Below are 23,795 nucleotides of genomic sequence, written 5' to 3' on the forward strand. Positions count from 1 at the left end.
CGGTGTGGACGTGATCGGTGCGGTCATGGAGCGGGCGCGCGCAGATGCCGGCGTGCTGGGCGTTGTCCTCACCGGGTCGCAGGCGCGGGGGACGGCCGGGCCCCGATCGGACGTTGACGTCACCGTCGTCGTCAGTGGGCAGGGCGAACCGTGGCGGCACGACACGCGGACCGGCGGGCTCGACGAAGTCGTGTGCACCGTCGACGGGCTCGCCGACACCTCCGTGCACTGGCGGCGGTACGGCTTCCGCGGGGCCAAGGTGCTGCTCGACCGGCTCGGCGGCGGGATCGCCGAGCTCGTCGGGCGGCAGGCGACCCTGACCGGCGCGGAGGCGGCGGCGCACGCCCGGGCGACGCTCGACGCCTACGTCAACCAGGTGTACCGGGCCGTCAAGAGCTACCGGGACGGGGACGTCGACGCCGGGCGGCTCGACGCGGCGGAGAGCGTGGCCTGGCTGCTGGAGTGTGTCTTCGCCATGCATGGGCGGCTTCGGCCGTACAACAAATATCTTCAATGGGAACTGGACACCTTCCCGCTGCCGGGCGGGTGGACCGCGGCGCTGCGGCCGGGGGCGGTGGCCGGCGCGGGGGTCGGCCTGTTCGCGGACGTCGAGGGGCTTGCGCGGGAGCGGGGGCACGGTGACGTGCTCGACGGCTGGGGGAGTGACATCGGCCTCATCCGGACGTTCCGGATGAGGCCGACGTAGGGCTCAGGCCACCAGGGACGGCGTCAGACGCTCGGCCCGGGCGGAGCGGATCGCGAGCAGGCCCAGGCCGACCAGGACCACGCCCCGCAGGAGCTCGATCTGCAGGCCCGTCACCAGCGGCAGCACCGGCAGCGGGACGAAGTTGGCCAGCGCCGCCGCCACGGCCGTCCAGCCGAGCCAGCGGGGCAGGCCCTCGGCGCGGACCAGGGCGATGCCCAGGACGAGCAGGCCCAGGACCAGGGTCAGGCCCGAGACGAGCTGCTCCGTCTCGAACGCCGGGACGCCGATCACCGCGTCCTGCTCGGAGAGCATGCCGGGGTGGTGCTCGGCCAGGTCGGTGGCGGCGAAGGTCATCAGGACCAGGTGCGGGATCGCGCTCAGCAGGTTGCCCAGGAAGTACAGCAGGAAGCCCGCCAGTCCCAGCGCCCCGGTGCGTGGGGCGATCCAGCCGTACACCCCGGGCAGGCCGAGCAGCAGCAGGACCGTGCCCAGCAGCAGGGCGCCCGAGCCGAGGGCGTGGGGCTGGGTGAGGGCCTCGGCGTTGTGCGCGTGGCCGTCGGCGATCGGGTGCAGCAGGCCGCCGATGATGCACAGCGGGCCGGCGGCGACGGCGGACAGGCCGCTCAGGCGGCGGAGGGTCGAAGGAAGCATGTGAATCTCCTTGGATAGTCAGGAAGCGATGGAAGCGTCGACCCGGTCGCTGGTGTGCCGCTGGTGTACCGCCGCACCCGCGAACCAGCGCAGGTAGACCGCGGCGGCCAGGACCATCGCGAGCGCGTAGGCGAGGCCCGTCTCGGTGGCGATCCAGTTGTTGGCGGAGGCGGTCGACGGCTCGGCGAAGTGGTACATCACCGCGTTCACGGTCGCGTGCGCGACGACACCGGGCCAGATGCCCCAGCGCAGCTGCATCGCGGCGAGGATCGTGCCGAGCGCGGTCGTCGCCACCGTGAACGTCGCCACGGCGTACAGCGGCGGGACGCCCTCGGGCGCGCCGCCGAGGAACAGGATCAGCCACAGGTGCGACAGGCTCCACGCCACGCCGCTGACCAGGTAGACGGTCCGGGGGCGGGCGAACTCGGCGAGCCGGGCGACGAGCAGGCCGCGCCAGCCGATGTCCTCGGCGAGCGCCAGCAGGACGTACGGCAGCGTGAGCACGGTCGCCGCGAGGAGCCCGTCGGAGAGGGAGCCGTCGAAGCGGCCGGCGCCGGTGGTCCAGACGCCCAGGTAGGCGGCGAGGACGGGTACCAGACCGAAGGCCCAGGCCAGCAGCAGGGTCCGCGGCGACGTGCGGCGGAACCCCCAGCCGCGCCATCCGCGGCCGGCCAGGAGCCGAAGGCCGCGGCCCGAGGGAAGGCTGAGGCGGGCCACGAGGGCGGCGATGAGCGGGGTCAGGGCCGTGCCGTAGGTGACGGCCTGGCCGAGCGGTGTGGCGTCCTCGATGTGCCGCACGTCGACGCCCTCGGCGACGGCGACGGCGGTGCAGGCCAGGGCGAGCACAGCCTGGAGGGCGACAAAGACAGCTGTTTCGGTACGGGCAGCGGTGGTGGTCATGCCGCCAACGGTCAACGGCGGCGGTGGTAGGCCGCTGGTGGACCGCTAGACGGAGGAGAGCAGCGCCCGCGCCCGATCGGCGAACGGCCGCGCACCGAGCGACTCCGCCTGCGCCAGCGCCGCCGTGAGCACGGCACGGGCCTCGGCGGTCTCGCCGAGCACCGCGAGCGCGCCGCCGAGGTACAGCCGCGCCGGCCCCAGCGTGACCACGCCCGGCCACAGCACCACGATCTGCTCGCCGTACGAGCGCAGCACCGGCACCAGCGCGGCGACCCGTGCGGCGTCGCCGAGCGCGACCAGGGCCGCGGTGAGCATCACGACCCACGGCGCCTGGCGCTGGCCCTCGGGCGGCGCGGCGAGCAGCCGGTCGACGACCGGCAGCGCGACGTCGCGGTTCCCGGCCTCGGCGTGCCCGAGCGCCACGACCAGCAGGAACGCGGGGTCGCTGGTCGAGGCGAGGTCGGCTGCCTCGCCGACCACGTCGACCAGCCGGCCCGCGTGCCAGGCCGCGATGCCCTCGACGGTCGAGCGGGAGATGAGGTCGAGTGCCGCCGCCGCGGGGGAGGCGAGGGCCGCGGTGCCGGCGGCGGACTCGGCGAGGGCGCGGGCCTGCGCCGACTCGCCGCGCAGCAGGTGCAGGCCGGCCTCCCACCAGGTGTCCAGCAGCGCGAGGTCGGGGTCGCGGGTGCGCCGCGCGATCTCGGTGAACCGGCGCGCGGCCCGGGCCGACTCGGCGACCCGGCCGAGCTCGAGCAGCACGCAGCGGTGCAGGTGGGCGGCGGTCGCCTCCAGCCCGGCGTCGGGCCCGCACAGGCCGAGCAGCTCCTCGACCTGGGCGAGCCGGCGGGCGGCGGTGGCGGGGGTCCACGCGGACAGGATCGCGGCCACCAGCGCCCGGGCCCGGGCGTCGCGGTCGTCGCCCGCCTCGGCGAGGGCCCGCTCGGCCAGCTCGGCGGCGCCGGTCCGGTCGGCGCCGGTCCGCTGGGTCGCCTCGGCGGCGAGCAGGCGGGCCCGGACGGTCGCCGGCATCGCGTCGAGGTGCGTGAGCGCCTCCTCCAGCAGGGCGCTGTGCCCGAGCAGCGGCATGCCGAACAGCGCCCAGTAGCCGCCGATGCCGCCCGGCGCCGACTCCAGCGCCGCCGCGGCGAACCGGGTCCAGTCGCCGGTCCGGCGGGCGATGTCCGCTTCGAGGCGCAGCTCGGTCTCGCTCAGTTCGAGGCGTCCGGCCCGCCGCGCCGCGGTGCCGGCGATCCGGTGCAGATCCGCCTGTACCTCGGGATCGGTCGCCGCCGCCACCCCGCGCCGCGCCCACGTCAGGGCGTCGTCGAGCGCGGCGCCGGCCAGCGCGTCCCGGGCCGCGTCCAGGGCCGCGCGGGACGCGCGGTCGTCGGCCGACCCGGCGGCCGCGGCGAGGCGGTGCCCGGCGATCGCCGCCGACTGCCCGACGCCGGTACCGGCGAACGCGTCGGCCAGCCGGCCGTGCAGGGCGATCCGGGTGGCCGGCCCGACGTCGGCGGTGACGGCCTCGCGGACGATGTCGTGGCCGACCCGCAGCCGGCCCGGCGCGGACTCCTCGACGAGGCCCGCGCGCAGCGCGGCGGCAAGGGCCTGCTCGATGCCGTCGAGCGACCGCCCGGCGGCCGCCGCGGCCACGGCGATCGACAGGTCCCGGCCGGCGAGCGACAGCGCGGCCAGCAGGTCGGCGGCCCCGTCGGGGAGCGCGGCGACCCGCTGGCGGACGGTGTCCCGTACATCGCCGGGAAGCTCGGCGGATGCGCCGGAGCCGAGGGCGGCCAGCGACCGCAGGAAGTACGGGTTGCCGCCGGTCCGGGCGGCGAGGCTCGCGACCGCGTCGTCGTCGAGGCCGGTGAGCAGCCCGGCCGCCTCGGCGGGGGCCAGGCCGGTCAGCCGGACGTCGGCGTGGTCGCGGCGGCGGGCCATGGCGGCCAGCACCCGGGTCAGCTCCTCCGGCGCGCGGGGCGGGTCGTCACGGCTGGTCAGGATGAGCAGCAGGGGCGCGTCGGCGAGGGTCTCGAGCGCGATCTCCAGCACGACGAGCGAGTCGGGGTCGGCCCAGTGCGCGTCGTCCAGGACGACCGCCGCGCCCCCGTCGCCGGCGATCTCGCGCAGCCGGCCGCCCAGGTCGAGGCCGAAGGCGAACCGGCCGGCCTCCATGCCCGCGTCGAGCACCGGCAGCCCGCCGAGCACCTGCGCCCACGGCCAGTACGCCGGGGCGCCCGGCGCGGCGGGGCAGCGTCCCCAGCGCGGGGCCACGAACCCGTTGAGCGCCTCCTCGACCAGTCGGGTCTTGCCGATGCCGGCCTCGCCCCGGACCACGACGGTCGCCACCCGGCCGGCCCGCGCCGCGTCCCAGCTCCGGCGCACCGTGGCGAGCTCGGCCTGCCGCCCGGCGAAGCCGGAGCCGCCCCGCTTCGCGAGGTCGGGGGCCGCGGCCGGGCGGGTCAGCAGGGCCGGGTCCTGGTTGAGCAGCCGCTGCTCCAGCGCCACGACCTCGGGCCCGGGGTCGACGCCGAGCTCGTCGGCGAGCCGGCCGCGCAGCTCGCGCAGCACGGCGAGGGCGTCGCCCTGCCGGCCGCTGCGGTACAGCGCGGTGGCGAGCAGCGCCGGCCCGCGCTCACGCAGCGGGTGCTCGGCGACCAGCCGCCGCAGGTCGGGCACGACCTCCGCGTCCTCGCCGGCGGCGAGCAGCGCCTGCGCGTGCGCCTCCCGCGCCACGAGGCGAAGTTCCTCCAGCCGCTGTACCTCGGGGACGACGGCGTCGATGTCGCGGACGTCGGCGTAGGCCGGGCCGCGCCACGTCAGCAGGGCCGCCGCCAGCACCCGGGCCGCCTCGGCCGGGGCGGAGTCGAGCAGGTCCCGCGCGCGGCGGGTGTCCGCCTCGAAGCGGGTCGCGTCGGTGCCGAGCGCGAGCCGGTACCCGTCGCCGACGGTGACGATGGACGTCGCCGCCGCACCGGCCGCGCGGGCGGGTTCGAGGGTGCGGCGCAGCCGCGAGATGTACCCCTGCAGGGTCGTGGCCGACGACGGCGGCGGGTCGCCCCGCCAGACCAGGTCGGCGAGCGTCTCGGCGGGGACCTGCCGGCCGTGGTGGGCGGCAAGGATCGCCAGTACCTCGGCGTGCCGGCGGGCACCGAGGTCGAGCTCGCCGCCGTCGGGTGCGGTGACCGCGGTCGGGCCGAGCACGCGCACCAGCAGCATGGCCGTCACGGTACCTCCCACCAGGCGGGCACCAGCGGCACGCCAGGGCCGGCCGCGAGCCTGGCTGCATGACACCGCGTGCCTATGTTGCCGGACCCGGCCCCCACGACCCGTTCGCCGTCCTCGCCGACGCGACCCGGACCGCCGGCGCGCTGGGGGTCGTGGTGTGCGCCTGGCGGCCCGGGGAGGAGCCGGCGCCGCACTCCATGCCCGGCACCGACCAGGCCCTCGTCGTGCTCGACGGCGCGTGTGCGCTGACGGTCGACGGCGAGCCCCTGCACGCCACCGCCGGTGTGCTGGCGTTCGTACCCCGGGGCGCCCGCCTGTCCGTCCGGGTGACCGGCGAGCCGTGCCGGGTGCTGCGTATCCTGGCGCCGGCCGGCGCCGAGACCTACCTCGCGACGGCCGCGGCGGTGCCCGGCCTCGGCGCGGCGGCGCTGCTCCCGCTCGCCGCGGACCATGGCGTCGTGCTTCACCCCGAGTGAAGCGTCTCGCGCAGGAACCGCTCGAACTGCGCCGGGGTCGACAGCATCGGGAAGTGGTCGGCGTCCGGCAGCATGGTCAGCGTGGCGTCGGGCGCCTCGTGCAGCAGCCGGTGCGCCCACAGCACGCTGCCGTGGAAGTCGCGCCCGCCGACCAGGATCGTGACCGGCACGGTCAGCTCGCGGAAGCGGGTCTTGACCGGCGGGTCGAGCTCGGTGCCGTGGTACCGCTCGAGCGTGATCCGGTGGGTGTTCGCCACCTCCAGGCCGATCATCTTGCGGCGCTGGAACTCGTCGAGGGCCGGGGCCCACGCCGTGAGCTCCACCTCGGCGGCGGCCCGGACCCCGGACTCCGCCAGCGTCTTGTCGATCTCGGCGAACTTGTCGAGCATCACCCGGCGGGCCGCCGCCTCCTCGGGGGTGGGGTCCGGGAAGTCGCCGAACGCGCCGCTCACCACCACCGCCCGCCGGATGCGGGAGGGGTGCCGGTGGGCGAAGCCGAGGGCCCGGCGGGCCCCCTCCGAACACCCGACGAGCACCGCGGACGCGATGCCGGCCCGGTCCAGCACCGCGGCGATGTCCTCGATCTCGCTGAACTGGGCGGTGCCGGGGGAGGAGAGGCCCGTGTCGCGATAGTCGAACGTCGTCACCCGGGCGATCCCGGCCAGCCAGGCGACCGTGGACTCCCACATCCGCAGGTCGGCCGTGCCGGCGTTGAGCAGCACGACGTCCGGGCCCTCGCCGCGCGTCTCGGAGTACAGGTAGCCACCGGGAACATCCACGAAGCTCGTGATCACGCCGCCAATCCTCAGCGCCCGGCCGCGCCGCCGTCAATCACGATGGGATGGACACCGCACTAGCCGCTAGCCGCGGAACGCGGCGGCGTTGTGGCGGGCCCAGTCCGCGAACGACGCCGCCGGGCGGCCCAGGACCAGCTCCACGTCGGGGCTCACGGCGCGTTCGGCGTCCGTCGGGGTGCCGAGGATGTCCAACGTACCGTCGGCGACCGGTGCCGGCATGAAGGTGAGCAGCTGGGCCCGGGCCTCGGCGCGGGACAGTTCGACGAACTCCAGTGGTTCGCCGAGCGCGGCCGCGATCGACGCCGTTCGTTCGCGGGGCGACGTCGCCGCCGGGCCGGTCAGCGTGTAGGTGCGGCCGGCGTGCGTCCCGGCATCGAGGAGTGTCGCTGCCGCCACGGCGGCGATGTCGGCCGGGTCCACCGACGGCAGGCGCACGTCGGCGAACGGCGCGGCGACCCGGCGCTGCGCGCGGATCGACGGCACCCACGCGAAGGCGTTGGTGTGGAAGCCGCCCGGACGCAGGACGGTCCAGGCGACGCCGGCGTCGCGCAGCGCGTCCTCCAGCGCGCGCAGCGGCGCGTGCGACGGCGCGTCGGGCCGGGTGCCGGCGGCCTGCGACGACAGCAGTACGACATGACCGACCCCGGCCGCCGTGACCTCCTTGAGCACCGTGTGCGCGTCGACGCCCTCGCCCGGGACGAGGAGAAAGAGCGACCGGGCCCCGGCGAGTGCCGGACGGAGCGTCGACGGTACCGCGAGGTCCGCGCGCACGCCGGCGCTCCGCGAGACGGCGACCACCTCGGCGCCGGCCCGGCGCAGGGCGTGGACGAGCGGACGGCCGACGTTCCCGGTCGCCCCGGTGACAACGATCATGGATGGCTCCCATCAACCAGCAGGTGCCGGCGAAGCTACCATCCTGGGTATAGTAGGTACCTACAGGAAAGTGACTATCCCTAGGGAGGCCGAGTGACCGGTCCGGAGCAGGCATGCCCGATCGGGCCGGTCGTCGACCTGGTCTTCAGCCGGTGGACGACGCCGATCCTGTGGGCGCTGAACGAGTTCGGCCGGCAGCGGTTCGTCGAGCTGGAGCGGCGCATCGGCACCATCACGCCCAAGGTGCTCACCCAGCGGCTGCGGCAGCTGGAGCGCGACGGGCTCGTCGTGCGCACGTACCACCCCGAGGTCCCGCCCCGGGTGGAGTACGAGATCAGCGAGCTCGGCCGCAGCCTCGGGCCGCTGTTCGCGACCCTCGCCCGGTGGTCGGACGCCAACCTGGCCCAGGTCGACGAGGCGCGGCAGGCCTACGACGCTCGATAGGGTGGGCTCGTGATCGGGGTGCTGCTCGCCGACGACCAGGATCTCATCCGCATCGGGCTGCGGACGCTGCTGGAGCACGAGGACGGCTTCGCCGTCGCGGGGGAGGCCGCCGACGGGCTCGCCGCCGTCGCGGAGGCGGTGCGGACGCGGCCCGACGTGGTGCTCATGGACATCCGCATGCCCGGCATCGACGGCCTCGAAGCGACCCGGCGGATCGTCGCGCGGCCCGAGCTGGAGCACACGCGGGTGATCGTGCTGACGACGTTCGAGCGGGACGAGTACGTGTTCGACGCGATGCGGCTCGGGGCGAGCGGGTTCCTGCTGAAGAACACGCCGCCGGCGACGCTGCTCGAGGCCATCCGGACCGTCGTGGACGGCGGGGCGCTGCTGGCGCCGTCGGTGACCCGCACGCTGATCCGCGAGTTCGCCCGACAGGCGCCGCGGGCGGTGACCCCGCACCCCAACCTCGACCAGCTCACCGAGCGCGAGCGGGAGGTCGTCGCGCTCGTTGCGCAGGGGCTCACCAACGCGGAGATCGCCGGGCAGCTGGTGGTCAGCCCGGCCACCGCCCGCACCCACGTGAGCCGGGCGATGATCAAGCTGGGGGCGCGGGACCGGGCCCAGCTCGTCGTGTTCGCGTACCAGTCCGGGCTCGCGTAGCCGGTCCGGCCGATCGCGCACAACAACCCCGGCTGTGGTCGAAGAAGTCGTGGTGGATGCTCACCTTGAGGTGGCCGACGTCGGTGCGTGGTGCCGAGACGGTCCCGGGTCTGCACACACCGGGACCGCCTCGGGGCTTGTTCGCGGCCTTCGGGGCCGCTACGGCCGGCTCCGGCTTCGGGCCGCTTCGGCCGGTCGAGGCTCCGGCTGGTTGCGGCCTTCGCGCCCACTTTGGCCCGTTGCGGCTTGGGGCCGCTCTGGCCGGTTGGGGCTTCGGCCGGTTGGGGCTTCGGGCTGCTTTGGCCGGTCGCGGCCTTCGTGGTCGTGGCGGGCGGTGCCGAGGGGCCGCTCGGCCGGAACCTGAGCGGCCCCTCGGCCGGCCGGGGCGGGCGCGCCTCCCCTGCCGAGCCGGGCGCGGGCCCCGGCGTCCGGCCGGGGGCTGTCCAACCCCGGTCGGCCACGGTTGTCGCGGAGCGCGCGCCACCCCCTCCGCGGTGCTCCCTGGCGGTGGTGCCCCGCGGTTACCGGATGCTGCTGTAAGCCTTAGGAAAGGCCTTTCCTAGACGCTATGAGCGATGCCCCGGTAAGTCAACCACCATCGATATGCAGGATGGTTGCAGATCATGCCGACATTGACGGCTGGCGGTCACGGGATGCCGAGGCCCGCGGGCGCGGTGCCGGCGGAGCGGACGCCGCCGCCACGGCGCCCGGGTGGCCGTCATCGCCACGGCCACCGCGTGGCGCCCGTCGTCGGCGTGGTCCCGCATCGCGGCCTCCGGCACGCCCTGCGCCGGCGGCGACCTTGAGGACGGCGACCCCAGCGGTCGGCCCGTGGTCACCGGCGGTGGTCGGAGGGCGAACCGGCGGGCTCCGGCAGGACGCGGGTCCGGCATCGGCTGGAAACGTTTCCGTAACGGGCTCTTGACCTGACCCGACCTCTCGTCGCAGACTCGCGGAAACGTTTACAGCTTGAGGCGGAGGTGGCGGGCATGGTCCGTAAACGTTTACACAACGCGGCCGACGGCCGGCCGACCGTCCACACGGTCGCCGCCCGGGCCGGGGTGTCGATCGCCTCGGCCTCGCGTGTGCTGAACGGTCTCGGCGCCAGCGACGAGACGATCCGCAAGGTCCGCGCGGCCGCCGAGGAGGTCGGCTACGTCCCCAACGCCATCGCCCGCTCGCTGCAGTCGCAGCGGACCGGCCTGGTCGGGCTCGCAGTGGAGGACATCGGCAACCCGGTCTACGTCGAGATGATGCGGGCCATCGAGGCGGTGGTCGCGTCGTCGGGGCGGCAGCTCGTCGTGCACGCGACCGGGGGGCACATCCCCACCGAGACCGCGCTGCTGCGCCGGCTCGCCAACCGCTACGTCGACGGCATGATCGTCTCGCCGATCCGGATCACCGGCGACCATCTCACCGCGATGACCGAGAGCCCGGTGCCGGTCGTGGTCATCGGCCAGCTGGGCGAGGACGCACCGGTCGACAACGTGCGCACCGACTCGCGGACCGGTGTCGGGCTGGCCGTCGACCATCTGATCGCCACCGGCCGGCGGCGGATCGGCTTCGTCAACGGCCCGCTCGACACCGTCCCCGGCGCGGCCCGCGACGCGGGCTTCCGGGCCGCCCTCGCCCGCCACGGCATCGAGCTCGACGAGCGGCTGGTCGAGGTCGGCGACTTCCAGTACGCGGCCGGCCGCGCCGCCGCCGAGCGGCTGCTGTCGCGGACCCGGCCCGACGCGCTGCTGTGCGCCAACGACCTGATCGCGGTCGGCGCGCTGCACGCGCTGCTCGCGGGTGGCCGCCGGGTGCCCGACGACGTGGCGCTGGTCGGCATGGACGACACGGAGCTGGCCCAGATGATGTTCCCGCAGCTGTCCAGCGTCTCCCTCGGCTCCGCCGAGCGCGGCCGGCTGGCGGCGGACCTGCTGCTGCAGCGCATCGCCGACCCCGCCCTGCCGCCGCGGCGGGAGCAGGTGCCGCCGACCCTGTCCGTGCGCGCGTCGAGCGCGCCCGTCGCCGCAGGGCCGGGCGCATGAGCACCGCGACCGTGACCGCGGTCCCGGCCACGACCGACCGGCGCGCCCGGCAACGCAGCGACCGGACGGGCATGTACCTGCTGCTGCTCCCGTCGCTGCTGCCGATCGCGCTGCTGTCGGTGTTCCCATTGCTGCGCGGCATCTACCTGGGCTTCACCGACGCCCGCGCCGGCCGCAACGTCGAGGTGAGCTTCACCGGCCTGGCCAACTACCGTGAGCTGCTCGGCGACGATCTCTTCTGGAACTCGTTCAAGGTCGGGCTGCTGTGGGCGTTCAGCGTGACGATCCTGCAGTTCCTGCTGGCGCTCGGCCTGGCGTTGCTGCTCAACGAGCGGCTGCGGTTCCGGGGTGTGGCCCGGGTGCTCTCGGTGGTGCCGTGGGCGATGCCGCCGGTCGTGGTCGGCATCCTGTGGAAGCTGGTGTACCACCCGGACGCCGGGCTGCTCAACGAGGTGCTGTACCGCATCGGTGCGGACGGGATGCGCCACACCTGGCTCGGCGACTTCAGCACCGCACTGCCGGCGGTGATCATCGTCGGCGTCTGGGCCGGGCTGCCGCAGACGACGGTCGTGCTGCTGGCCGGCCTGCAAGGGGTGCCCCGGGAGCTGCACGAGGCGGCCGCGGTCGACGGCGCCGGCAGCTGGCAGCGCTTCCGCAGCGTGACGCTGCCCGCGCTGACGCCGGTGGTCATCGCCATCACCTCACTGGACTTCATCTGGAACTTCAACTCCTTCGGGCTGGTCTACGTGCTGACCGCCGGCGGACCCGGCGGCAAGACGATGCTGCCGATGCTCTTCGCCTACGAGGAGGCGTTCCGGTACGGCAACTACGGCTACGCCGCGGCGCTGGGCAACGTCATGGTGATCCTCATCGTGGCGCTGCTGGCCCTGTACCTGCGGCGGCGGCTACGGGAGGCGAACACATGATCGGCCGGCCGACCCGGACCGGGCAGGCGCTGCGCTACGCCGCCCTGGCCGCATACGTGATCTTCCTGGGGTTCCCGCTCGTGTGGCTGCTCTCGACCGCGTTCAAGCCGCCCCGGGAGCTCGTCGCGCTGCACCCGACCCTCGTCCCGGTGCACCCGACGGTGCAGAACTTCGTGCAGGCGTTCACCGAGCAGGATCTGGGCCGGGCGGCGCTCAACAGCCTCCAGGTCTCGCTCGCCTCGGCGGTGCTGACGGTCCTCGTCGCGCTGCCCGCCTCCTACGCGCTGGCCCGGTTCCGCACCAGGCTCGGCACGGTGGCCCTGGGCTGGGTGCTGCTGTCCCAGCTGTTCCCGTTCGTGCTGCTCATCATCCCGATCTTCCTGGTCCTGCGGGAGATCGGGCTGGCCAACACCCACGCCGGCCTGGTGCTGATCTACGTGGTCTGGGCACTGCCGTTCGCGCTGTGGATGCTGCAGGGGTTCGTGCGCAACATCCCGCGCGAGCTGGAGGAGGCGGCCTCCGTCGACGGCGCCACCCGGCTGCAGATCCTGCGGCGGGTCGTGCTGCCGCTGCTCGCCCCGGGCGTGGTGGCGACCGCCGTGTTCGCCTTCATCTCGGCCTGGAACGAGTTCTTCTTCGCGCTCGTGCTCATCAAGACGCCCGACCTCGCGACGCTGCCGGTGGCCCTGGCCCGGTTCGTCGGCATCGAGGGCACCGCCCGGCTCGGACCCCTGGCGGCCGGCTCGCTGCTGGCCACCCTGCCGAGCCTCATCTTCTTCGCCGTCATGCAACGACGGCTCTCATCCGGCTCGCTCGCCGGCGCCGTCAAGGGCTGACCGGGCGACACACCCCACCCCAGATCAGGAGGTTTTCCATGCCCAGAACCGGTGTACGGCGACGACTGGCCGCGGCCGCGGCGGTCGCGCTCGTCGGCCTCGGCCTGCTCTCCGCCTGCGGCGACGACGCCGAGTCCACCTCCGGCCCGGTCAAGCTGCGTTTCCTGAGCCTGGCCTGGCAGAAGGAGTCCCTGCAGGCGAACAAGGACCTCGTCGCGCAGTGGAACCGCGAACACCCCGACATCCAGGTCGAGTACGTCCAGGGCGACTGGAACTCCGTGCACGACCAGCTGCTGACCGCCTTCGAGGGCGGTGAGGCGGCCGACGTCGTGCACTACGAGGCGGCCTCGATCGGCGAGTTCAGCAAGCGGGGGTACCTCGCCGACGTCTCGTCCCTGCTGTCCGACGGCTTCAAGAGCCAGATCGACAAGGGCATCTGGGACACCGTCACGTTCGACGGCAAGGTCACCGGCGTGCCGTTCCTGCTCGAGTCGCAGGTGGTCATCGCCAACAAGGCGCTGCTGGACGCGGCCGGCGTCACGGTGCCGCCCGCCGACGGCGGGTGGACCTGGGACGAGTTCCAGGCCAACGCGCAGAAGCTCACCAAGCCCGGGCAGTACGGTGTGGCGTGGGCGCTGAAGTCGCCGACGAACCGGGTGATGAACCTGGCCCTGAACTTCGACGGCAAGTTCTTCTACACCGACGGCGGCAAGACCGAGGTGAAGGTCGGCGACGCGGAGAAGGAGGTGCCGAAGCGGATCCACGACATGCTCTACACCACGAAGTCCGCCGCGCCCGAGGCGCTCGGCATGAGCGGCGCCGACACGCTGCCCGGCTTCTTCGGCGGCAAGTACGCGATGCTGCCCGGATCGGTGTCGCTGCGCCAGCAGATGGTCGAGCAGGCACCGGCCGGTTTCCAGTGGGTGACCCTGCCACCGATCAAGGGGCTGTCGACGAAGCAGGCGGCGAACCCGCAGACGCTGTCGGTCTCCGCGGACTCCAAGCACCCGAAGGAGGCGGCGCAGTTCCTCGAGTTCTTCCTCAACCCGGTGAACATGGCGGCCCTGGCCAAGGGTGACTGGCTGGTGCCGACCGGCAAGCAGGCCAACCAGGAGCTGGTCAAGTCGACCGGCGGCAAGCAGGGCTGGGACGTGGCCGCCGACAGTGCGGGCGACCTGACCGTCGCGCCGTTCCAGATGGTCGACGGCTACCCGGAGTGGAAGACGAAGTACGCCACGCCGGCGCTCCAGCAGTACTTCGCCAACAAGATCACGCTCGACCAGCTCGGTACCCAACTGGTCGACGGTGGCAAGCAGGTGCTGAGGTAACGATGTCACTCTTGCTCGACAAGTCGGTCGGATGCCTGGTCGGCGCCGCGGTCGGCGACGCACTCGGCGGGGCTACCGAAACGGCGCTGCCGGAGCAGATCCGGGCCCGCTACGGCGGCTGGGTCGAGGGCATCGTGCCCCCGTACCACGCCGACTGGGCCACCGCGCGGCCCCTCGCCCCCTACCACAAGGGCGACGGGCACATCACCGACGACACGTTGATGACCCACGCGCTGGTGCGGGTGTACGCCCGGAAACGCGACCACCTCGACGCGTTCGACGTGGTGGACCGACTCGTCCCCGATCTGATCGAGCGGGTGGTGTACATCCCGGACCTGGAACGGGAGGGGGTGGCCTTCCACCGCCTCGCCGCCGCGGAGCGGTGGCTGGTCACCCGCCTGCACCACGCCCACGCCGACCCGCGCGAGGCCGGCGTCGGCAACATCGTCAACTGCGGCGCGGCGATGTACATGGCTCCGGTCGGCATCGTCAACGCCGGCGACCCGGCCGGGGCCTACGCCGAGGCGGCCGACCTCACCGGCGCGCACCAGCACAGCTACGGGCGGGAGGCGGCCGCGGTGTTCGCCGCGTGCGTGGCCGCCGCGGCGGCGCCGGGCGCGGCGGTCGACGACGTCGTCGCCGCCGCGCTGGACCTCGCCCGCGACGGCACCCGCGCCGCCGTCGACGCCGTGGTCAAGGAGGCCCGCGGCCACACCGACTGGCGCGCGGCGATCCCGGCACTACGGGCCGCGGTCGCGCCGTTCGACACGGTCGGCGAGGAGTACCACAACCCGGGGCTCGGCGCGCGCCGCCCGAGCCGGGTGCACGCGATCGAGGAGCTGCCGGTCGCGATCGGCATGCTCGTCGTCGCCGGCGGCGACTTCCGCGCCGCGGTGCTCGGCGCGGTGAACTACGGCCGCGACGCCGACTCCACCGCCACGATGGCGGGCGCGATCGCCGGGGCGCTCGGCGGGTCGGCCGCCGTGCCCGCGCAGTGGTCGGCGGCGGTCGCCGAGGCGTCGCGGACCGACCTCGTGCAGCCCGCCACGGTGCTCGCCGAGGTGGCGGCCGAGGTCTTCGCCCGCGACCGGGACCGGTTCGCCCGCCGCGCCGAGCGCTTCGGCGGCCTCGCATGAGGCTGACCTGGGTCCAGCCGGAGGACCTGCTGCCGCACGAGCTGGCGGCCAGCCGGGACGAGGGTCGCGACGTCACGGCGATCGCCCGGCGGTGGGCGGCCGCCGGCGGCGACGCGACCCCGTCGGTGAACGGCGCGTCGGCGAGCCCGGCCCCGGCGGCGCTGCGCGCGCTCGCCCTCGAACTGCTCGACGCCGCCGACGCGCTGCCCGGACCGTCCGGGCCGTCCGCAGCGGCCGACGACCTCGACGCGCTGCGGGCGCACTGGCCGGCGGCGTGGGACCTGCCGGTGCGCACCACCCTCGACCGGCTGCACGGCGCCTGGCTCGGCCGGGCCGCCGGCTGCCTGCTCGGCAAGCCGGTGGAGAAGATCCCGCGGGAGGGCATCCGGGCGATCCTGACCGCCACCGGCCGGTGGCCGCTGCGGGACTGGTTCACCGCGGAGGGCCTGCCGCCCGACGTCGCCGCGCGCTGGCCGTGGAACCGGCGCAGCGCGGCCACCAGCCTCGCCGAGAACATCGACGGCATGCCGGAGGACGACGACCTCAACTTCGCGCTGCTCGCGCTGCGCCTGCTGGAGACGGCGGGCCACGGCTTCACCAGCGCCTCCGTCGCCGAGGCGTGGCTGTCCTGGCTGCCGGCCGGGCGGGTCTTCACCGCCGAACGGGTCGCGTACCGCAACCTGCTGCTGGGCCTGGCGCCGCCGGACACCGCCCGCCGGCACAACCCGTTCCGGGAGTGGATCGGCGCGCAGATCCGCACCGACGTGTACGGCTGGGTCAACCCCGGCCGCCCGGACCGCGCCGCCGGCCTCGCGTGGCGCGACGCGACCGTCAGCCACGTCCGCGCCGGTGTCCACGGCGCCGTCTGGGTGGCCGCGATGGCCGCCGCCGCCCCGGTCGCCGACGGCATCGAGCAGGTGCTGGACGCCGGCGAGTCGGTGCTGCCGCCCGGCGGGCGGTTCACCGCCGCCGTGCGCGAGGCCCGGGCCCTGGGCGCTGCCGGCGGCGACTGGGAGGGCGTCGTCGACACGCTGTACGAGCGGCACGGCCACCTGCACTGGGTCCACGTGCGCAACAACGCGGCCCTGGTCGCGGCCGCGCTGGCCCACGGCGGCGGCGACTTCGAGCGCTCGGTCTGCGCCGTGGTCAGCGGCGGCTGGGACACCGACTCCAACGGCGCCACCGTCGGCGCCGTCACCGGGGCCCTGGCCGGCGCCGCCGCGCTGCCGCCGCGGTGGGTCGACCCGATGCGCGGCCGGCTGGCCAGCAGCATCGCCGGCTTCGACGGCATCGGCTTCGCCGAGCTGGCCGCCCGCACGTTCGCCCTGGCCGGCGAAGCGGAGGACGCATGAGCGCGCGGGTGGTCGTCGTCGGCAGCGCCAACCTGGACCTGGTGGTCGCCACGCCCCGGCTGCCGTCCCCGGGTGAGACGGTCCTCGGCGGCGACTTCCGCACCGTGCCCGGCGGCAAGGGCGCCAACCAGGCGGTGGCCGCCGCCCGGGCCGGCGCCGGCTGCGCGTTCGTCGGCGCGGTCGGCGCCGACGGCTTCGGCCGGCAGCTGCGCGACAGCCTGGTCGCCGCCGGCGTCGACGTGCGCGGGCTGCGTGCCGCCGGCGGACCGTCCGGCGTCGCGCTCATCACCGTCGACGCGGCCGCGGAGAACTGCATCGTCGTCGCGCCCGGCGCGAACGCCACGCTCACCGCGCTGGACGACGCCGACCGGGCCGCGGTCGCCGCGGCGGACGTGCTGCTGCTGCAGCTGGAGATCCCGCTGTCCGCGGTCGCCGAGGCCGCCGCCGCGGCCCGCGACGCCGGCACCACCGTCGTGCTCAACGCCGCCCCGGCCGCGTCGCTGCCGGCCGACCTGCTCGCCCTGCTCGACGTGCTCGTGGTCAACGAGCACGAGGCCGCCGTCGTCGCCGGCTGCGCGGCTGGCGACCCGGACGCGCTCATCGGCGCGCTGCTCGGCATCGTCCCGCGGGTGGTCCTGACCCTCGGCGCGAGCGGCGCCGCCTACGGCGACCGCGACGGCCTGCGGGTGCGGGTCGCGGCGCCGGTCATCGAGGCCGTCGACACCACCGCCGCGGGCGACGCGTTCACCGGCGCGATGGCCGTCGCCTGGGCCGAACAGGGCCTCACCGGGCCGGTCGCCGCCACCGGGGACGCGGTGACCGCCGCCCTGCGGTGGGCCTGCGCCGCCGGCGCCGCCTGCGCGCAGCACCCCGGCGCGTCCGTCGCGCTGCCCGACCGGGCCCGTATCGACAGCCTCTTCGCCGCGACCTACCGAGGTACCGCATGACCGGTCCGGAGCGCAGCGGAGGGGCCGGGAGTCAGGGGCTCAGCATGCAGGCATGCGGCCGGAGCGAAGCGGAGGACGCATGACCTTCAACCCGTACGTGCCGCGCCCGATCGACCGGCCCACGGCCGTGCCCCTCGGCCCGGACGCGGACCTGTCCGGCCTCGACGAGGCGAAGATCTTCGCGGCCCCCGCCGATCCGGCCGAATGGCCGGTGTGGCGCGAGCGCCTCGGGCAGTGGCGCGCCGACGCGCGGCGGCGGCTGCGGTACACCGGCGCCCACTACGACGAGATCACCGGCGACTGCTTCAGCGTCTGCCTGGCCTGGCTGTGGGACGAGACGCTCTACGACCACGAGACGGGCCGCTTCACGATCGAGGCCTTCCTGGACGCGGCCCAGCGCGACTTCGGCGGCTTCGACGGGGTCGTGCTGTGGCACGCCTACCCGGTGATCGGCCTCGACGGGCGCAACCAGTTCGACTACTACCGCGACGTGCCCGAACTGGCGTCGGTCGTGCGCGCCTTCCAGGACCGCGGCGTGCGGGTCTTCCTCGACTACAACCCGTGGGACACCGGCACCCGCCGCGAGCCCGGCAGCGACGCCGACGGGGTCGCGGCGCTGGTCGCCCGGCTGGGCGCCGACGGGGTCTTCCTCGACACCCTCAAGGAGGGCGCCGGCGAGCTGCGCAAGGCCCTCGACGCGGTGCGGCCCGGCCTGCTGCTGGAGGGCGAGAGCCGGGTCCCGCTGGCCCGCATCGAGGACCATGCGATGTCGTGGGCGCAGTGGTTCGCCGACTCCGAGGTCCCGGGCGTACTGCGGGCGAAGTGGTTCGAGCGCCGCCACATCCTGCACCACACCCGGCGGTGGCACCGCGACCACCTCGACGAGCTGCACTCGGCGTGGCTCAACGGCTGCGGGGTGCTGGTCTGGGAGAGCGTCTTCGGCGCCTGGGTCGGCTGGAACGAGCGCGACCGCGCGGTGCTGCGGGCGATGCGGCGGGTGCAGGCCGGCCACGCGGCCTGGCTGCGGGCCGAGGACTGGGTGCCGCTGGCCGACCACCCCGGCACCGGGGACGTGTACGCGTCGCGCTGGACGCACGACGACACACCGCTGTGGACGGTGGTGAACCGGGGCGACGGCCACGACGGCCCGTGGCTGCACACCGACGCCCGGCCGGGCCGCCGCTTCGTCGACCTCGTCACCGGCGCCGAGCTGGCCGTGACCGAGCTGCCGGGCGGGCGGGTGGCCGTCGGCGGGCCGCTGCCGGCGGGTGCGGTCGCGGCGGTGACCGTCGTGGCCGGCGACGCACCCGCGGTACCGCCGGGGGAGGCACCCACCGGCGACCCGACGTTCCCGGCGCGGGCCGCGGTGCGGACCCCGGCGCCGTGGGCGCCCCGCGCCGACGTCCCGTCCGGCATGGCCGCGGTCGACGGTGGCCGCCGCGAGCTGACGGTCGTGCACCGGGTCCGGGAGACCGGGCTGTACGGCGAGGCGCCGTACGTCGACGAGTGGAAGCCGCTGCCCCCGCGGCTGCACCACGACGCCGTCGTGCGACGCGCGGTGCGGCTCGGCCGCTTCGCCATCGACACGCACGAGGTCACCCACGCCCAGTACGCCCGGTTCCGGCGCGACAGCGGCTACCGGCCGGTGCGCCCGGAGCGCTTCACCGCCGGCGACGGCCCGCCGGACGCCCCGGTGACCGGGGTCGACCTGGCCGACGCGCGCGCCTACGCCGCCTGGGCCGGGCTGCGGCTGCCGACCGAGGACGAGTGGCAGGCCGCCGCCGAGGCCGGGCTGCTGCACCGGGCCGAGCCGCTGGTGTGGAACCTGACCGAGAGCGAGCACAGCGACGGCCGGACCCGGTTCGCCATCCTCAAGGGCGGTGCCGCCCACCGCAGTGCGGGCTCGGACTGGTACCTCGACGGCGGTCCCCGGCCGCCGCAGGCGTCGGTGAAGCTGCTGCTGCTCGGCGCCGGCCTGACCCGCTCCGCCTCGGTGGGCTTCCGCTGCGCGGCCGACCTGACGGACCGGCGGTGACCGCCCCGCTGGAGGGCGTCACGGTCCTCGACGTGGCCACGCTGTTCGCCGGGCCGCTCGCGGCGGCGTTCCTGGGCGACTTCGGCGCCGACGTCATCAAGGTCGAGCACCCGGCGCGGCCCGACCCGTCGCGCGGGCACGGCCCGGCCAGGGACGGCGTCGGGCTGTGGTGGAAGGTCCTGGGCCGCAACAAGCGGACGATCACCTGCGACCTCGCCGACCCGCGGGGCGCGGACCTGCTGCGCCGCCTGGTCGCCGGCGCCGACGTGCTGGTGGAGAACTTCCGCCCCGGCACGCTGGAGCGATGGGGGCTCGGCCCGGCCGAGCTGCACGCGGTCAACCCGCGCCTGGTGGTCGCGCGGATCAGCGGCTTCGGCCAGGTCGGGCCGTACGCGCGCCGGCCCGGCTTCGGCACCCTGGCCGAGGCGATGAGCGGCTTCGCCGCTGCCACCGGCGAACCCGGCGGACCGCCGACGCTGCCCCCGTTCGGCCTGGCCGACTCCGTCACCGCGCTCGCCGCGGCCTACGCGGTGATGCTGGCCCTGCGCAGCCGCGACCTCACCGGCGCCGGCCAGGTCGTCGACCTGGCCATCATCGAGCCCATCATGGCCGTGCTGGGGCCCCAGATCACCTGGTACGACCAGCTCGGCTACGTCCAGCCGAGGCTCGGCAACCGGTCGAACAACAACGCGCCCCGCAACACCTACCGCTGCGCCGACGGCCGGTGGGTCGCGGTGTCCTCCAGCGCGCAGAGCATCGCCGAGCGGGTGCTGCGGCTGGTCGGCCGGCCCGACCTCGTCGACGAGCCGTGGTTCTCCACCGGTACCGGCCGCGCCGCGCACGCCGAGGAGCTCGACGCGGCCGTCGGCGCCTGGGTGGCCCGGCACGACCGGGACGAGGTGATCGCCGCGTTCGAGGCGGCGCAGGCCGCCGTCGCCCCCGTCTACGACGTGCGGGACATCCTGGCCGACCCGCAGTACGAGGCCCTGGGCACCGCCGTCGCCGTGCCCGACGAGGACCTCGGCACGGTGCGGATGCAGAACGTGCCGTTCCGGATGTCGGCGAGCCCCGGCGCGATCCGCCACGCCGGGCGCCGCCACGGCCAGGACACCGACGACGTGCTGCGGGCCCTCGGCCTCGATGCCGCCGAGCTCGCCGCGCTGCGCGAGGCCGGCGTGATCTGATGCTGCTCACGTCGCTGTACGTGCCGGGCGACCGGCCGGACCGGTTCGCCAAGGCGGTCGCCTCCGGCGCGGACGCGGTGATCCTCGACCTCGAGGACGCCGTCGCCGCGCCCCGCAAGACCTACGCGCGGGAGGCCGTCGCCGAGTTCCTCACCGGGCCGCATCTCGTGCCGGTCCTCGTGCGGGTCAACGACCTGGACGGCCCGGAGGCCGGCGCGGACCGCGCGATGCTCGCCGGGCTCGCGGACGGGGCCCGGCCGGCGGGGCTGAAGGTGCCGAAGGTGGAGTCGCGGCGCGGCCTCGGGGCGCTCGCCGCCCGGGTCCGCGTCCCGCTGCACCCGCTCATCGAGTCCGCGCTGGGCGTGGAGACGGCGCACGCCGTCGCCACCCACCCGGCGGTCGCCTCGATCGGGCTCGGCGAGGCCGACCTGCGCTCCGACCTGGGCGCCGACGGGGACGAGGCCCTGCTGTGGGCCCGCGGCCGGATCGTGGTCGCCGCCCGGGCGGCCGGGTTGCCCGCACCGGCGATGTCGGTGTACCCGAACGTCGCGGACCTCGACGGCCTGGCCGCCTCGTGCGCCGCCGGCCGCCGGCTCGGATTCCTCGGCCGCGCCGCCATCCACCCGCGGCAGCTCCCGGTCATCGTCGCCGCGTTCCGGCCGTCCGCGCAGGACGTCGCCCGAGCCGAGACGCTGCTCGCCGCCCTCGCCGCGGCGGGGCAGCACGACTCGGGCACCGCGGTCCTGCCCGACGGCCGCTTCGCCGACCGCGCCATGGTGGCCGCGGCCCGCCGCACGCTCGACCTGGCCGCCCGCTACACCTGACCACGCAGCACGACCCACCGCACCACGGCCGTCCCGCACCCAGCGGCGACGGCCGTTGACATTCACCATGTCCCAGTGTCCTATTGTACTAGGCTCCTAGATGAATAGGACAACGGTGATCGACTTCCACTTGGACGCGCACTCCGGCGTCTCGCCCTACCTGCAGCTCGTCCAGCAGGTGCGGCGCGCCCTGCGGCTCGGGCTGCTGTCGGTCGGCGACCGGCTGCCGACCGTCAAAGACGTGGTCGCCCGGCTGGCGATCAACCCCAACACCGTGCTCAAGGCGTACCGCGAACTCGAGCACGAGGGGTTGGTCCAGCCCAAGCCCGGCGTCGGCACGTTCGTCGTGCGGACGCTGAGCGACGACGACGCGATCGCCGCCCACGAGCCGCTGCGCCGCGAGCTGGAGGACTGGCTGCGCCGGGCCCGCGCGGCCGGGCTCGACGCCGAGAGCATCGAGGCGCTGTTCCAGACCGCCTTCCGAACGGCACGAAAGGCCAACGAGGTGAACGAATGACACCCGTTTTGCAGACGGAGGGGCTCACGAAGCGGTACGGGCAGCGCCCGGCGCTCAGTGACGTCACCCTCGACATCCCGGCCGGCCGGATCGTCGGGCTCGTCGGGCCCAACGGCGCCGGCAAGTCGACCCTGCTGAACCTGGCGAGCGGGCTGCTCACGCCGACCGCCGGCACGATCCGGGTGCTGGGGGAGCGGCCCGCGGGCGGCGCCGCGCAACTGGCCCGGGTCGGCTTCGTCGCCCAGGACACGCCGGTGTACGGGGGGCTGAGCGTCGCCGACCACCTGCGGCTCGGGGCGCGGCTCAACCAGCGCTGGGACGACGCGCTCGCCCGGCGGCGGATCGAGCAGGTCGGGCTCGACCCGGCGCAGAAGGCGGGCCGGCTCTCCGGCGGGCAGCGGGCCCAGCTGGCGCTGACCGTCGCCGCGGCGAAGCGGCCCGAGCTGCTCATCTTCGACGAGCCGGTGGCGGCGCTCGACCCGTTGGCGCGGCGGGCGTTCCTGCAGAGCCTCATGGAGTTCGTCGCCGAGCTCGAGGTGAGCGTGGTGCTGTCGTCGCACCTGCTCAGCGACCTGGAGCGGGTCTGCGACCACCTGATCGTGCTCGCCTCGTCGCGGGTGCAGGTCGCCGGCGAGGTCGAGGACCTGCTGCAGGCGCACTACCGGGTGGTCGGCGCCCGCGGCGACCTCGACCGGCTGCCGGTCGGGGTCGAGCTGGTGCACGCCGAGCACACCGAGCGGCAGAGCACGCTCGTCGTGCGGGCCGACGGGCCGCTGCCCGGCGCGGTCAAGCACGCCGACCACCTCGACCTGGAGGACATGATCCTCGCCTACCTGACCCGCGACGCCCTGGGAGCGCACCGATGATCTGGCTGACCTGGCGGCAGTTCCGCGCGCCGGCCCTCGCGAGCCTGGCCGTGCTGGTGGTGTTCGGTGCCGGCCTCGTGGCGCTCGGGCTGGTGATCCGCAACGGCTACGACGCGGACGTGGCCGGCTGCGTCGCGCCCGGGTGCGACCCGGAGGAGGCGCTGGACAGCTTCCGCGACCGGATGTTCACCCCGGTGCTGCTCGCCGGGTTCCTGCTGGTGCTCGTGCCGGGGCTCATCGGGGCGTTCTGGGGTGCGCCGCTCGTCGCCCGGGAGCTGGAGACCGGCACCCACCGCATGGTGTGGAACCAGGGCGTCACCCGCACCCGGTGGCTGGCCGTCAAGCTCGGCCTGCTCACGGTGGCCGCGATGGTGTTCACCGGCGCGCTGAGCCTGGTCCTCGGCTGGGCGGTCGACCCGTTCGACGACGTCAACGGCGGACGGTTCGACGCGCTGCTGTTCCCGGCCCGCGGCCTGGTGCCGGTCGGGTACGCGGCCTTCGCGTTCGTGCTCGGCGCGGCGCTCGGCCTGCTGACCCGGCGCACGCTGCCGGCGATGGCGCTCACCCTGGCCGCGTTCGTGGTCCTCCAGGTGGTGGTGCCGGTGGCGGTCCGCGAGCACCTGATGCCGGCGAAGACCACGACCGTGGTGTACGACCGGACCGCGGCGACGACCGGCGGGGCCCGGCTGAACCTCAAGCGGGGCGGCGACACGGTCATCGAGGGGTACGCGCTGCCCGGCGCGTGGGTGCTCAGCGGCCGGGCGCCGCTCGTGGACGCGTCCGGGACGAAGCTGGCCGGGGACCAGGTGCTGACCTGCCTGCACGGCGATCCGGCCGGGGACGCGGCCTGCCTCGACCGGCTCGGCGCCCGGTTCGAGGTCACCTACCAGCCCGCCGGCCGGTACTGGCCCTTCCAGTGGCTGGAGACGGCGCTGTACCTGCTGCTCGCCGGGCTGGCCGCGGCGGTCGCGTTCGCGCGGATCCGCCGGGGCTGACCACTCGGCCGGCACGAACCCCTAGGCGGCCCGCACCTTCGGCTACCCGGTGATTCTCAAGCCGACCCTCGGCGCGGC

The 23,795-nt window shown here is 75.2% G+C and carries 22 protein-coding genes; 17 read left to right on the top strand and 5 right to left on the bottom strand.

Going from position 1 to position 23,795, the window contains the following annotated elements; all coding sequences use genetic code 11:
• Positions 1–10: 10 nt before the first annotated feature.
• Entirely contained in the window at positions 11–706 is a 696-nt protein-coding gene (locus ABZS66_RS07480) for a nucleotidyltransferase domain-containing protein (RefSeq protein WP_354756072.1), read from the top strand.
• A 3-nt stretch (positions 707–709) separates the two neighbouring features.
• Here ABZS66_RS07480 and ABZS66_RS07485 read toward each other — a convergent pair whose 3' ends face one another.
• The 3 genes from ABZS66_RS07485 to ABZS66_RS07495 are packed head-to-tail and all read right to left on the bottom strand — an operon-like array spanning position 710 to position 5,476.
• Positions 710–1,357, bottom strand: coding sequence for a hypothetical protein (locus tag ABZS66_RS07485; RefSeq protein WP_354756074.1), 648 nt, complete (start codon positions 1,355–1,357; stop codon positions 710–712).
• Positions 1,358–1,375: 18 nt separating this feature from the next.
• Positions 1,376–2,257, bottom strand: a complete 882-nt coding sequence (locus ABZS66_RS07490; protein ID WP_354756075.1) for a CPBP family intramembrane glutamic endopeptidase — start codon at positions 2,255–2,257, stop codon at positions 1,376–1,378.
• A 45-nt stretch (positions 2,258–2,302) separates the two neighbouring features.
• Positions 2,303–5,476: a BTAD domain-containing putative transcriptional regulator gene (locus tag ABZS66_RS07495; protein WP_354756077.1), complete on the bottom strand. Its 3,174-nt coding sequence runs from the start codon at positions 5,474–5,476 to the stop codon at positions 2,303–2,305.
• Between the two features lie 68 nt (positions 5,477–5,544).
• Here ABZS66_RS07495 and ABZS66_RS07500 point away from each other — a divergent pair, with 68 nt between their 5' ends.
• Complete coding sequence (locus ABZS66_RS07500; protein ID WP_354756079.1) at positions 5,545–5,961, top strand: cupin domain-containing protein; 417 nt, start codon at positions 5,545–5,547, stop codon at positions 5,959–5,961.
• Here ABZS66_RS07500 and ABZS66_RS07505 read toward each other — a convergent pair.
• Positions 5,949–6,755, bottom strand: coding sequence for an alpha/beta hydrolase (locus ABZS66_RS07505; protein WP_354756080.1), 807 nt, complete (start codon positions 6,753–6,755; stop codon positions 5,949–5,951). The genes ABZS66_RS07500 and ABZS66_RS07505 overlap by 13 nt on opposite strands.
• 66 nt (positions 6,756–6,821) lie before the next feature.
• A complete protein-coding gene (locus ABZS66_RS07510; RefSeq protein ID WP_354756081.1) occupies positions 6,822–7,631 on the bottom strand; it encodes an NAD(P)H-binding protein in 810 nt (269 codons plus the stop codon).
• 93 nt (positions 7,632–7,724) lie between these two features.
• Between ABZS66_RS07510 and ABZS66_RS07515 the strand changes: the two genes are divergently transcribed.
• The 15 genes from ABZS66_RS07515 (at position 7,725) to ABZS66_RS07585 (ending at position 23,717) form a co-directional block, all read left to right on the top strand.
• On the top strand, positions 7,725–8,075 hold the full coding sequence (locus ABZS66_RS07515) for a helix-turn-helix domain-containing protein (protein WP_354756083.1): 351 nt from the start codon (positions 7,725–7,727) through the stop codon (positions 8,073–8,075).
• Between the two features lie 9 nt (positions 8,076–8,084).
• Positions 8,085–8,735 (top strand): response regulator transcription factor, encoded by a 651-nt coding sequence (locus ABZS66_RS07520; RefSeq protein WP_354756085.1) that lies wholly within the window; start codon positions 8,085–8,087, stop codon positions 8,733–8,735.
• Positions 8,736–9,724: 989 nt separating this feature from the next.
• Positions 9,725–10,771, top strand: a complete 1,047-nt coding sequence (locus ABZS66_RS07525) for a LacI family DNA-binding transcriptional regulator (protein ID WP_354756087.1) — start codon at positions 9,725–9,727, stop codon at positions 10,769–10,771.
• Positions 10,768–11,697, top strand: a complete 930-nt coding sequence (locus tag ABZS66_RS07530; RefSeq protein WP_354756089.1) for a sugar ABC transporter permease — start codon at positions 10,768–10,770, stop codon at positions 11,695–11,697. Before ABZS66_RS07525 ends, ABZS66_RS07530 begins: the two co-directional genes overlap by 4 nt.
• Positions 11,694–12,533 carry a carbohydrate ABC transporter permease gene (locus tag ABZS66_RS07535; RefSeq protein WP_354756090.1) on the top strand — a complete coding sequence of 280 codons (840 nt, stop codon included), beginning with the start codon at positions 11,694–11,696 and terminating at the stop codon, positions 12,531–12,533. Before ABZS66_RS07530 ends, ABZS66_RS07535 begins: the two co-directional genes overlap by 4 nt.
• A 38-nt stretch (positions 12,534–12,571) precedes the next feature.
• Positions 12,572–13,861, top strand: a complete 1,290-nt coding sequence (locus tag ABZS66_RS07540; protein ID WP_354756092.1) for a sugar ABC transporter substrate-binding protein — start codon at positions 12,572–12,574, stop codon at positions 13,859–13,861.
• 2 nt (positions 13,862–13,863) lie between these two features.
• Positions 13,864–14,997: an ADP-ribosylglycohydrolase family protein gene (locus ABZS66_RS07545; protein WP_354756094.1), complete on the top strand. Its 1,134-nt coding sequence runs from the start codon at positions 13,864–13,866 to the stop codon at positions 14,995–14,997.
• Entirely contained in the window at positions 14,994–16,349 is a 1,356-nt protein-coding gene (locus ABZS66_RS07550) for an ADP-ribosylglycohydrolase family protein (RefSeq protein ID WP_354756095.1), read from the top strand. The genes ABZS66_RS07545 and ABZS66_RS07550 overlap by 4 nt, the downstream gene beginning before the upstream one ends.
• Entirely contained in the window at positions 16,346–17,296 is a 951-nt protein-coding gene (locus ABZS66_RS07555) for a PfkB family carbohydrate kinase (RefSeq protein ID WP_354756097.1), read from the top strand. The genes ABZS66_RS07550 and ABZS66_RS07555 overlap by 4 nt, the downstream gene beginning before the upstream one ends.
• Positions 17,297–17,375: 79 nt before the next feature.
• Complete coding sequence (locus tag ABZS66_RS07560) at positions 17,376–19,331, top strand: SUMF1/EgtB/PvdO family nonheme iron enzyme (RefSeq protein ID WP_354756099.1); 1,956 nt, start codon at positions 17,376–17,378, stop codon at positions 19,329–19,331.
• A complete protein-coding gene (locus ABZS66_RS07565) occupies positions 19,328–20,515 on the top strand; it encodes a CoA transferase (RefSeq protein ID WP_354756101.1) in 1,188 nt (395 codons plus the stop codon). Before ABZS66_RS07560 ends, ABZS66_RS07565 begins: the two co-directional genes overlap by 4 nt.
• Entirely contained in the window at positions 20,515–21,339 is an 825-nt protein-coding gene (locus tag ABZS66_RS07570) for a CoA ester lyase (protein WP_354756102.1), read from the top strand. Before ABZS66_RS07565 ends, ABZS66_RS07570 begins: the two co-directional genes overlap by 1 nt.
• 115 nt (positions 21,340–21,454) lie before the next feature.
• Positions 21,455–21,856, top strand: coding sequence for a GntR family transcriptional regulator (locus ABZS66_RS07575; RefSeq protein WP_354756122.1), 402 nt, complete (start codon positions 21,455–21,457; stop codon positions 21,854–21,856).
• The gene (locus tag ABZS66_RS07580; RefSeq protein ID WP_354756104.1) at positions 21,853–22,722 is read left to right on the top strand and encodes an ABC transporter ATP-binding protein; all 870 of its coding nucleotides are present in this window, start codon (positions 21,853–21,855) and stop codon (positions 22,720–22,722) included. The genes ABZS66_RS07575 and ABZS66_RS07580 overlap by 4 nt, the downstream gene beginning before the upstream one ends.
• Complete coding sequence (locus ABZS66_RS07585; protein WP_354756106.1) at positions 22,719–23,717, top strand: ABC transporter permease subunit; 999 nt, start codon at positions 22,719–22,721, stop codon at positions 23,715–23,717. The genes ABZS66_RS07580 and ABZS66_RS07585 overlap by 4 nt, the downstream gene beginning before the upstream one ends.
• The last annotated feature ends 78 nt before the right edge of the window (positions 23,718–23,795 follow it).

Origin of the sequence: Dactylosporangium sp. NPDC005572, from assembly GCF_040605515.1 — a bacterium.
GTDB lineage: Bacteria > Actinomycetota > Actinomycetes > Mycobacteriales > Micromonosporaceae > Dactylosporangium.

What these genes read in the sequence shown, in the direction of transcription:
- ABZS66_RS07545 (WP_354756094.1), top strand. Translation starts at nt 13,864, where the DNA reads ATGTCACTCTTGCTCGACAAGTCGGTCGGATGCCTGGTCGGCGCCGCG.
- ABZS66_RS07485 (WP_354756074.1), bottom strand. Translation starts at nt 1,357, where the DNA reads ATGCTTCCTTCGACCCTCCGCCGCCTGAGCGGCCTGTCCGCCGTCGCC.
- ABZS66_RS07525 (WP_354756087.1), top strand. Translation starts at nt 9,725, where the DNA reads ATGGTCCGTAAACGTTTACACAACGCGGCCGACGGCCGGCCGACCGTC.
- ABZS66_RS07530 (WP_354756089.1), top strand. Translation starts at nt 10,768, where the DNA reads ATGAGCACCGCGACCGTGACCGCGGTCCCGGCCACGACCGACCGGCGC.
- ABZS66_RS07550 (WP_354756095.1), top strand. Translation starts at nt 14,994, where the DNA reads ATGAGGCTGACCTGGGTCCAGCCGGAGGACCTGCTGCCGCACGAGCTG.
- ABZS66_RS07540 (WP_354756092.1), top strand. Translation starts at nt 12,572, where the DNA reads ATGCCCAGAACCGGTGTACGGCGACGACTGGCCGCGGCCGCGGCGGTC.
- ABZS66_RS07560 (WP_354756099.1), top strand. Translation starts at nt 17,376, where the DNA reads ATGACCTTCAACCCGTACGTGCCGCGCCCGATCGACCGGCCCACGGCC.
- ABZS66_RS07510 (WP_354756081.1), bottom strand. Translation starts at nt 7,631, where the DNA reads ATGATCGTTGTCACCGGGGCGACCGGGAACGTCGGCCGTCCGCTCGTC.
- ABZS66_RS07490 (WP_354756075.1), bottom strand. Translation starts at nt 2,257, where the DNA reads ATGACCACCACCGCTGCCCGTACCGAAACAGCTGTCTTTGTCGCCCTC.
- ABZS66_RS07495 (WP_354756077.1), bottom strand. Translation starts at nt 5,476, where the DNA reads ATGCTGCTGGTGCGCGTGCTCGGCCCGACCGCGGTCACCGCACCCGAC.
- ABZS66_RS07535 (WP_354756090.1), top strand. Translation starts at nt 11,694, where the DNA reads ATGATCGGCCGGCCGACCCGGACCGGGCAGGCGCTGCGCTACGCCGCC.
- ABZS66_RS07580 (WP_354756104.1), top strand. Translation starts at nt 21,853, where the DNA reads ATGACACCCGTTTTGCAGACGGAGGGGCTCACGAAGCGGTACGGGCAG.
- ABZS66_RS07500 (WP_354756079.1), top strand. Translation starts at nt 5,545, where the DNA reads ATGACACCGCGTGCCTATGTTGCCGGACCCGGCCCCCACGACCCGTTC.
- ABZS66_RS07585 (WP_354756106.1), top strand. Translation starts at nt 22,719, where the DNA reads ATGATCTGGCTGACCTGGCGGCAGTTCCGCGCGCCGGCCCTCGCGAGC.
- ABZS66_RS07570 (WP_354756102.1), top strand. Translation starts at nt 20,515, where the DNA reads ATGCTGCTCACGTCGCTGTACGTGCCGGGCGACCGGCCGGACCGGTTC.
- ABZS66_RS07555 (WP_354756097.1), top strand. Translation starts at nt 16,346, where the DNA reads ATGAGCGCGCGGGTGGTCGTCGTCGGCAGCGCCAACCTGGACCTGGTG.